12 protein-coding genes are annotated in these 9560 nt (G+C 51.4%); 2 read left to right on the top strand and 10 right to left on the bottom strand.

Translation table 11 applies throughout. The features are described 5' to 3' along the window. The coding region (locus WBJ47_RS07745) for a methionine synthase (RefSeq protein WP_422245186.1) at positions 1-980 on the top strand (980 nt) is incomplete at its 5' end. Between the two features lie 308 nt (positions 981-1288). Continuing rightward, complete coding sequence (locus WBJ47_RS07750) at positions 1289-2560, top strand: hypothetical protein (RefSeq protein ID WP_422245188.1); 1272 nt, start codon at positions 1289-1291, stop codon at positions 2558-2560. A 348-nt stretch (positions 2561-2908) separates the two neighbouring features. Here the strand turns inward: WBJ47_RS07750 and lysC are convergent, their stop codons facing one another. The 10 genes from lysC to WBJ47_RS07800 all read right to left on the bottom strand — a co-directional run bounded on the left by lysC (position 2909) and on the right by WBJ47_RS07800 (position 9532). Then, complete coding sequence (gene lysC / locus WBJ47_RS07755) at positions 2909-3100, bottom strand: Rz1-like lysis system protein LysC (RefSeq protein ID WP_422245203.1); 192 nt, start codon at positions 3098-3100, stop codon at positions 2909-2911. Beyond that, the gene (locus WBJ47_RS07760) at positions 3012-3389 is read right to left on the bottom strand and encodes a hypothetical protein (protein WP_422245205.1); all 378 of its coding nucleotides are present in this window, start codon (positions 3387-3389) and stop codon (positions 3012-3014) included. Before WBJ47_RS07760 ends, lysC begins: the two co-directional genes overlap by 89 nt. After that, positions 3386-3598: a hypothetical protein gene (locus tag WBJ47_RS07765; protein WP_422245190.1), complete on the bottom strand. Its 213-nt coding sequence runs from the start codon at positions 3596-3598 to the stop codon at positions 3386-3388. The genes WBJ47_RS07760 and WBJ47_RS07765 overlap by 4 nt, the downstream gene beginning before the upstream one ends. A gap of 1 nt (position 3599) precedes the next feature. Next, complete coding sequence (locus WBJ47_RS07770) at positions 3600-4112, bottom strand: glycoside hydrolase family 108 protein (RefSeq protein WP_422245192.1); 513 nt, start codon at positions 4110-4112, stop codon at positions 3600-3602. Beyond that, positions 4109-4348, bottom strand: coding sequence for a hypothetical protein (locus tag WBJ47_RS07775; RefSeq protein WP_422245193.1), 240 nt, complete (start codon positions 4346-4348; stop codon positions 4109-4111). Before WBJ47_RS07775 ends, WBJ47_RS07770 begins: the two co-directional genes overlap by 4 nt. Positions 4349-4382: 34 nt before the next feature. After that, on the bottom strand, positions 4383-6041 hold the full coding sequence (locus tag WBJ47_RS07780; RefSeq protein WP_422245195.1) for an RCC1 domain-containing protein: 1659 nt from the start codon (positions 6039-6041) through the stop codon (positions 4383-4385). A gap of 12 nt (positions 6042-6053) precedes the next feature. Then, positions 6054-7040, bottom strand: a complete 987-nt coding sequence (locus WBJ47_RS07785; protein ID WP_422245197.1) for an RCC1 domain-containing protein — start codon at positions 7038-7040, stop codon at positions 6054-6056. A gap of 145 nt (positions 7041-7185) precedes the next feature. Next, on the bottom strand, positions 7186-7653 hold the full coding sequence (locus WBJ47_RS07790; RefSeq protein ID WP_422245198.1) for a hypothetical protein: 468 nt from the start codon (positions 7651-7653) through the stop codon (positions 7186-7188). Next, positions 7650-9068, bottom strand: coding sequence for a recombinase family protein (locus WBJ47_RS07795; protein WP_422245199.1), 1419 nt, complete (start codon positions 9066-9068; stop codon positions 7650-7652). Before WBJ47_RS07795 ends, WBJ47_RS07790 begins: the two co-directional genes overlap by 4 nt. Then, positions 9065-9532, bottom strand: a complete 468-nt coding sequence (locus tag WBJ47_RS07800) for a DUF2924 domain-containing protein (protein WP_422245201.1) — start codon at positions 9530-9532, stop codon at positions 9065-9067. Before WBJ47_RS07800 ends, WBJ47_RS07795 begins: the two co-directional genes overlap by 4 nt. Positions 9533-9560: the final 28 nt, after the last annotated feature.

The raw sequence follows: 9560 nt of genomic DNA on the forward strand, positions 1-9560 counted from the left end.
TGGCTGAAACTAACAAGCTTTGGCCTCAGTGGAGGGTTGAGGGCGACGCACTGCTTCAGGCCAAAGCCGATGCGACCCTGTTGTGGATCAAGGCTCAGGAAGATGCTGGCCTGGACATCGTGAGTGAAGGTGAGCAATCACGCCAACATTTTGTGCACGGATTCCTTGAGCAGATTGATGGCATAGACTTCGAGCATAAAGTGAAGATGGGCATCCGAGATAACCGCTATGACGCGATGGTGCCGCAGGTGGTATCGGCCCTACGATTGAGAGGTCGCGTGCATGCCTTCGAAGCGCAGCTGGCGCGGGCGCATACGAAAAAGAAGTTGAAATTCACATTGCCTGGCCCGATGACTATTGTTGATACCGTGGCAGATCGATTCTATGGCGACAAGGTCAAGATGGCATTTGCGTTTGCAGAATTACTCAATCAGGAGGCGCTCGCATTACAGGCAGATGGTGTGGATATCATCCAGTTCGATGAGCCCGCCTTCAATGTCTACATGAAGGATGCGGCTGATTGGGGGGTGCAGGCGCTGGAGCGCGCTGCGAAGGGCTTGAGCTGTACAACGGCGGTGCACATTTGCTACGGCTATGGCATCAAAGCCAACACCGACTGGAAGAGCACGCTTGGAGACGAATGGCGCCAATACGAAACGGTATTTCCTGCGTTGGCCCGCAGCAGCATCGACCAGGTGAGCCTTGAATGTATTCATTCACATGTACCCCCTGATCTGATGAAACTGCTGGAAGGTAAGGATGTGATGGTAGGCGTCATTGATGTGGCCAGCGACGTGGTCGAGACACCTGAGGAAGTGGCAGATTCCATCGGCCTGGCGCTGCAGTTTGTGCCGAAGGAGCGGTTGTTCCCGTGCACGAATTGTGGCTTGGCGCCGATGGGGCGAGAAGTAGCTTTGCGCAAGCTTCAAGCATTAGCTGAAGGCACGAGGCTGGCAAAGGAGCGGCTTTCCAAAACTTGATCAGCAGGATACGAATCAAGGACGCTATTAGCTTTTCCAAGAAACGTAATCAATCGCTATGCAACTATTCGTCGAAAAATCTTCGGTGAATAGTTCTGGCATGAACTCAGGAAATAATATTAATCGAATAGAAGTCACAATCAGCGGGTACAGCGCCGAAGGTAATTTAATAATGCCTTCTAAATGAGGTGACTGCCAAAGACGTTCAAATCTCCGTTTATTCTGATATTTTCTTGATCAAGATGATAACTACGAATCCGAACGTGATTAGCAGAGAAACCCTATATGAATTGGTATGGTCGATGCCCATGACCAAGATCGCCGAGAAGTTCGAGGTGTCTGGTAGCTATCTCGCCCGAGTGTGTACCGAGTTGAGGGTACCCCGACCAGAGCGAGGCTACTGGGCAAAATTGGCCGTAGGCAAGGCACCACAACGTCCAGCACTCCCAGAGCCCCTGCCAGGCGATCTCGTCGTTTGGTCGCGGACCGAGGGGTTTCCTGCCCCAGCATTGCCAAAGCCACGCCTGATACCTAGCCCCCGAATGCCAAGGCCGACCCGGCCTGTCAGCGGAACGCACGGCATGATTCGAGGTGCGAAGCCGCTCTTTTTGGCGAGTCGCAAGATCGATGATCATGACCATCTTAAGCCGTACAAAAAGTTGTTGGTCGATGTGACCGCTACGCGTGCGGGGCTCGATAAGGCGCTGGACTTTACAAACGAATTGTTTAATGCCTTGGAGTCTGCTGGGCATCGAGTAGTAATTGCGCCACCAGATGCCCCATTTAGTCGCGAACGTATCGACGAAAAGGAGGAGCCACCGAAAAAGGACCGTCGCCAGGAGCTATATAGTTACGGCGGCCTTTGGTCGCCTCATCGACCAACGGTCGTTTACGTAGATTCTGTTGCATTTGGACTTGCCGTCATTGAGATGACCGAGTCGGTTCTGATGCGTTATGTAGATGGCAAGTACATCCGTGAGTCGGCATATGTCCAGTCCAAGAACCGAAGGTATCACGATCACACCTGGACGACGACGAGAAACCTTCCCACCGGCCGATTGCGATTGATTGTCTATGCACCATATCGCAACGTCTCTTGGTCGATGTCATTCCAAGAGACCCCAGCCAAAACCCTTACCAAGGATATTCCACATATCGTCAAGTTGATTGAAAAGGAGGTTGCCCCCGCTATCGAAAAGCTGCAAGAAGCCGAGCGGCAGAGCGAGATCTGGCGGCAAGAGCGACTTGCTGAAGAAGAGCGACGTCGACAAGAGGATGACCGGCGCAACATTGCACAATCAATAAATGAAAGTCGCGATCAACTTGAGCAGGTTATTCAAGCCTGGTCCAAGGTCATCAGCCTGGAGCAGTTCTTCCGGGGGATCGAGGATCGGGCACAGCCGCTTTCAGAGATCGAACGCAAATCTGTGCTTGACCGATTACAACTCGCTCGAGAATTCGTCGGTTCCCAGAACCCTTTGGATTTCTTTCGGGCCTGGCAGACTCCCGTCGAGCGCTACGTACCGTTATCAATGCGCGGTCTGAGTGCCCAATCCAAGTATGCTGACAACGAGGATTAAGAGAGGGAAGGTCTTGATGAAAGAGGTTAGTTATCAATAATCTAACTCTTGACATAGCTAGGCGCTAACCGTGCGGGAGCTGACTTTACAGATTTCGTAGCCGTCACACTTGGCCAAAGCCCTTGTCGCGCCACACATTTCGTACATTTCGCTGATTTAGCATAGGTAACGACGTCATGAATGAATCGTAGTCGGTGCCTCGCCTGGCGATACAGCCGCTGTGTAAAACTCAATGCGATTTCAGTTTCAGACAAATAACAGCCTCTTGGCTAGACAATGTCATAAGACAACGCAAGTCATCCTCAAGATGAGACATTAGCTCATTCTATGAGGGACACCTCTAGCCTGTCAGTTGCCCACTAATGCATGATGTTTATTAATACATTCAGAATACTGAATCACTAGCTTTAGATAGCTCTTCATCAAATCATCCCAAGACGTCGACGTAAAACTATCGACCTCCGGGCAAGGGCTGGCCAGATTTGCTGGTATTGGCGCTCGAGATGGCGGCGTTGAGCTCGCGCAGCCGGTCAGCGTCAATAAGGCAATCAGCAGGCAGAGGTTTTTCAATAACAACACGGTTATACCTTTCAACGATTTTGGGTTGTGCTTCGCGTAAAGCTTTGAGCTGCTCTTCAAAGGATTCCGATAAGCCTTGCAAGCGGATGGATTCCGACTTAAAAGATTCAAGATCGGCTAAGTGGCGAATATTCTCTGCGGCTTGATAGCCAATATGAAATTGATATCTTCCATAGCCCCAGAGGCCAGACATGCCTGCCGCAAGTGCAAGTGCAATCAGGATGTGTCGATTGGCAAGTAAGGAAATCATTTGACCTCCCGCTGCCAGTGATCATCGACGACTGCCCCACCTATGTAGGCCGTCACGACCATGCCAACAAATACATAAAAGGGTGGTGCAATTTGACCAAGTTGATTAGACTCGGTCAGAAGCAAAAGAAGTGGAAATAGCAATCCGGCAAGCATGGATAGCCAGGCCATCTTTCGGCGATTACGCCACCGATCAGAACGATTATTCATTTCAGTTATCCTCGGCCGCAAAAAGAAGATTTTCCGCTCCGCGATTCGTCCACCCACGACCGTAAATGTCAAACTTCTGAAGTGAAGCCCAGAACTTCAGTCGATAAGCAAGAAAGCGCAGCAAAACATCATTGGAATCCATCAGCTGTAAGGCCGCTTGAGATATGACACCCCAGTCGCCATCATCAGCCACTTTCACCGCACGCTGCAAAAAGCGAATGGCGTTACTGCGACCGTGATTAACCGATGCGTCAAAGAGTTGAAATTTAATCGCAGGGTGTGTATCGCCACAGACATCCCAGAAGTCACGCTTATAAATTACCTTTGCGTCTTCAAGAGTCAGATTCTTGATATCCAGATAGCCATATGAGTTTGCAGCGATTCCAAATTTGGTCCCTTTGAGTTGACCAACTCCCTGTGCTGCACCAGTCCAGTTTCCAGAATCTCGAGGGTCATCGCTAAAGCCTCCCTCGTGTGAAATCAGTCGATCAAATGCTTCATCAAAAGTAATCATCTTTTCCAGAACTCATTCCAAAGCAGGGCGATGGCCGAGCAAACGCCTGTTATCCACAGAATCGGTTTGGCAATCTTTCCCAGTACTTCAAGCACAATAAAAGCGCCCTTTGCCGCAGAAAACGCTGCAGTCACCTCTTTAGTGTTCTCATCGATCCGATCGACCTTGTCTTCAACTGAAACAAGTCTGTCGTAGATTTCCTTATGTGTGATTTCTTCGCTCGTGATGCGTTTCATCAGTACCTCCTTCAAAATTGGGTTCTTTGGTTCATCAAAATACGACTGGCATGGGTGTCCACGTGGACTCAGAGTCATCCTCAGGCAACTGAGAGCCCCCGGCATAGCCCGTTTGCCAGACTTGGCCGTCATCCATGAGGAGTGCAATGCCTTGTTGGCTGCCTGTACCCAGTGCGCAGATGTCTGTGACGAGGCGATTGCCTGTCAGCATGGTGTTCACCGAATATCGATTGTTCGTATCACCCATCCCGAGTGCACCGTTGCCGTTATATCCCCAAACCTTGACTAAACCATTGTTCAGAAGCGCAGCACCAAAGTTGTACGATCCCGAGCCTCCTCGAATGGCTTTGACGAGCGTGCCTCCGAGTGGGATTTGAGTAAAGGTGGCAGAAGTAGTACCTGCAGGCGAGACGCCATTGGCCCAATAGTCCCCACATCCACAAGCCCAGAGCGTGTTGTCTGTTTTCTTAATGTAGGTGACCGGATAGTCATAACCGCCCAGATAGGCATCGGCTACACCGGTGCCAACCGCTAAAACGGGAGTCAGTTGAGTTGCGTAGTTGCCGTTGCCAAGCTGTCCATTTGGGTTTGAGCCACAGGCATGAAGATTGCCCAGCGTATCAATTGCCATGGCGTAGTTTTGTCCGGCGAATACTTTGACAATGGTTTTGCCACTGAGCGATCCCCCCGATCGGGGCATGGCAATGGTGGAGTTGGTGGTGGTGCCATCACCTAATTGTCCGTCACCGTTGTAACCCCATGAATAGAGCGTGCCATCGTTTTTCACGGCATAACAGGACTGATACGCCTCGCGGCCAGCGGCAATTTGGGTAATGCCAGAGAGCACGGGCAGTTGCACAAAACGTGAACGATAGGTCGTATCACCGTGACCCAGTTGTCCATAACCGTTGTAGCCACAGGAGTGAACAGAGCCGTCACTACACAGCACCAGAGAGCTATTGGCATTTTGCTCGCCGCACGCAAGCGCCACCTGCGTGACTGTTTTTCCATAAATAGAGTTGGCTGAATCAGCGCTTGCGTTAAACGGCACGCGTTGCACAGCGGTGTTGCCATTGGCACACTGTCCGTAATCGTTGTAGCCCCAGATCCAGAGCTGACCGTTATTGTCGATGCAGTAGGTGTGAGTTTGTGCCGTGTAATAAAGTTTAGATGCCCCGGGAAAGCCCGGTGGAAACGCTGCGCGCGCGGGGTAGGAGCGCGAATACTCGGTTCCGTCTCCAATCCTAAAATTTGAGTTTTGCCCCCAGGCGCGCACGCTCCCATCGGTCATGATGACACCCATCGTGCGGTACAGGTTCGATTGGGTATTGGCCGTGTTTTCTGGAAACCTTAATGCCTTGGTACCGGAGCGGATTTCAGGTGTTGCCCACACAGGCAGGCCCGTTGGACCAACCGTTAAGACTTGCCCAAGTGCGCCCGCAGGCAGTGCCACAAGTCCTGAGCCATTGTTATAGATAATTTGCCCGGAACTATTTGAAATCCCAGTGGTTCCCTGCGCAAAGAGATCCCAGGCAGCCGAAGCGTCCGTGGGTGTCACCCCCATCGTGTTATCCAGCACGCAGACAAAACTGTCTCCGTTATAGGAAACAACATCTTGCTTCATATAGGTGCTACTGGCGTTGTAAGTCGATCGCCACGTGAAGGCGACTTTCCCAAGAGATATGGTTGTCATGTCTCGATTCCTTTAAAAAATGACGGGTGAGGGGGCAAAACGACTTTCCTGATCGTCATCGCCGTCCATGGAGTGCGCGCCGTACCCGTTGACCATGACCTGACCGTCAGAGGTTAGGCAATAAAGGGCACCCGAGCCTGCACCGAAATAGCCTGAGACGCTAAAGTCAACGACCGTTTTGTCCAGAAGCAAAAAGGAGTTCGGCGCGTTCGGCGTGAGGTTATTGCCATTGCCAACCTGACCAGAGCCACCAAAGCCCCAGACCACGACTTTTCCATCGCTTCGCAAAGCCACAGCGGTCTGATAAGTAGAGTAGCCATAGAGGCGCAGTTTTGTGACATTGGTGAGGTAACTTGCACCCAGTGTTTCCCAGGTTGTTCTAGAGATGCCGGAACTGCCACCAATGTATTGACCGTTGTATCCAGTCCACTTCACTGTTCCGTCATTCATGAGTGCAAGACTCATGTGATAACCCGCAGCAACGGCCTGCGCGTCTTTGACGCCATCCAGGCACTTGATTGGAAATATCGTATTTCCCTGAAACGATGCAGGACCGTAGCCAATGCCAAAGCCGTCTCCGACATAACCGCCCTGATCGCCCCACATCCAGAGCTCGCCATTGTCAAGCACTGCACCGTACCGACGGTAGGTGCCAGCACCTTCCCATGTGCCTGGCGTCTCGCAGGAGAAGATCTTTTTAACGGTCTTATTCCAACCCCAAGGCATGACGGGCTGATGGGTAGATGCGTTTGAGGTCAGAAGCGAGGAGTTCGTCTCGCCTGCCGCATACAAAATACCGTTGGTACCAATCAAAAAGGAGGCCGCGTAAATGCCTCCTGTGACATAGATGTCTTTGATTGGGGTGGTGACAGACATGGGGACGAACTTTGGCACGTTTTGGTTCGTGCTGTTGCCATTGCCCAGTTGGCCGTATTGGTTATAGCCCCAGGAGTAGACGCGCCCCTGATTGTCTAGCAACCAGACTGACGGGTATCCCATGAGAGTCCACTATTCAATCTTCAAACATACGGCCAAGGAGGATAAAATTATCAGGCACTAAATTTTAAAGACAGCTCTTGGTCGATTGCGGCCAAAAGCTGAGTATCTCTCGATTGACTATTTTCTTTAAATCAAGCTAGGTTGTTCAGATAAAGGCAAACATCTTTTTTTGCCCCTCCCATTCACGAGGCAGGGCTTCATTGCGCCCCCGAATCGTGTGCAAATTTAAGTGCCTTGGTTGGCTACCATCCAGAATGGCCTCAATGATTTTGGGTGCGAGGTTGGTCATCCGAATAACCTCGGCAACCCATCCTGCTTCAAGCCTGAGCGCTCGTGCTAATTCAATGGTCGAGGCGTATTTCCCTTCATCGAGTAGGCGTTGCCAGTAGAAGGCTTTGCCTAGCGTTCTGATCATTGGCAGATCAAGGCCGCCATAGGCGTCAGCTGATATCCCGGAAGGGGGCGTCAGAAGCTTTCTGTTATGTTTGCGTCGAATCTTCAGTGGCACTACCGTGATGCGTTGACTGCCTGTCGTAAACTGCTGAGACGAGCCATCGATATCCACTCGCACACGTCGCAGCCTTGGGTTGCCTTCGTAAGTTACTTCTGTCATGCGGCTATCTCCTCAACTAAACCCTTAGATTCTTCCACGTAAGGGTGAGCAACGATCATTGGATTTAAGCCGATCCAACCATCTTCTCGCCAAGCAATGTTCATGCTTGATTGGCAAATGTCCACGCGCTCGATCAGGAGTTGAACGATGCGCTGTTGTTCTGCAGGGAAGAGTTGGTTCCAGATTTCTCCAATGCGCCGCATCGAGACGACGAGGTTTGGCTCCTCAAGATCGCAGGACGCAGTTTGTCTCAGATAAGATCTCCAGACTGCAATTAATGGTTCCGGCTCAATGAGTGCCAGCTGAATTTCGTTGATGACTGCTGCTTCGATTTCGGCAGCAGGGATGGGTCCCACTTTTTGCGTTGACTCTTCGAGCGTGCTGCCCGCACCGCGTCGCTTATCCAGATACGGTACGTAGTAGCGATAGGTACGACCATTTTTTTTCTTGGTCGCATGTGGCAACATTTTTTGACCGTCCGGGGCAAACAATAATCCGCTCAGTAAGGCCGAGTTCTCCGTGCTACGCCTTCTGGGGCCTTGCTTGCGCCGGTTGATAATCGTGTGGACCGCATCCCATGTCTCTTGCGAAACAATGGGTTGGTGCTGACCAGGAAAAAACTCGCCCTTGTGGGAGATTTCGCCAAGATACAAACGGTTGCGCAGCAGACAAAAGATGAATTGCTGATCAATGGTGCGCCCCGCTCGGTATTGTCCCTCCTGGGTGATCCATGCCTTGGTGGTGCGCCCCTCGATTGCGAGCTCCCGAACGAGGCGCGCCGCCGAGCCATGCTCGGCATAGCCTCGGAAAATATCCTGAACAAGAATAGCTTCTTGTTCATTGACTATGAGTTTACGTTCAACGACATCGTAGCCAAGTGGGGGGGTGCCACCCATCCACATCCCTTTGGCTTTACTGGCGGCGATCTTGTCCCGAATTCGCTCGCCTGTGACCTCTCGCTCAAATTGTGCAAATGAGAGCAAGATGTTGAGCGTGAGTCGCCCCATCGAAGTGGTCGTGTTGAATTGCTGGGTGACCGAGACAAAGGAGACGTTGTTTCGGTCAAATATTTCAACCAGTTTGGCAAAGTCCGGCAAGCTTCGCGTTAAGCGATCAATTTTGTAGACCATAACGACATCGATGCGCTTGGCTTCGATGTCTTGCATCAAGCGTTTCAAGCCAGGACGTTCAATATTTCCGCCTGAGAAACCGCCATCGTCATAGAAGTCTTGAAGTGCGACCCAGCCCTCGTGACGCTGGCTGTTTACGTATGACAGGCCAGCATCGCGTTGCGCTTCCAGGCTGTTGTACTCCTGCTCCAGACCCTCCTCGGTTGATTTGCGTGTGTAGATCGCGCATCTCTTTTTAGGGATAAAGGTCGCTGCGTTATTTTTTGCTGCAGAATTCTGTTTCATACGGCCTGCCTTTTGGTTGCTTTCAGACCAAAGAAGACGGGACCCGACCAAACACAACCAGTGATCCGGCGAGCGATCGCGGACAAGCTTTTAAAGCGTTGCCCTTGATATTCAAAGTTCCGCACCCCGCGAACGATGACCTTGTGTTCTACATCGTCGTAAAAGCGCGTGAGCGCCGTGCCTGGTAGCAACTGATCGGCTTCGCTCTGGATGCGCTTAGGCAGGATTCCGGTCTCGCCGATATTTTCCAGTTTGCGCCGTGTTGTGGGTTTGAGCCCACCAAAGGCTTTTTCCTGAATCTTGTAGGCAAGACGAGACTCGAGCCAGGTTCGGTGGTGATGCCGTGGCCGATCTTCAAAGTGCTCGTCCCAAAGTGCCCAAATGTTCTGCATGGGCAGAAGTGGGAGTTGAGCAATCTGTGCGGCAATGGAAGTGACTTTTGATTGATGTGCGTGTGTCGACATGGGCAAACTCCTTAAAAGTTATCGGTGT

The organism is Zwartia sp. (genome assembly GCF_049655405.1).
In the GTDB taxonomy this organism is placed as follows: Bacteria; Pseudomonadota; Gammaproteobacteria; order Burkholderiales; family Burkholderiaceae_B; genus Zwartia.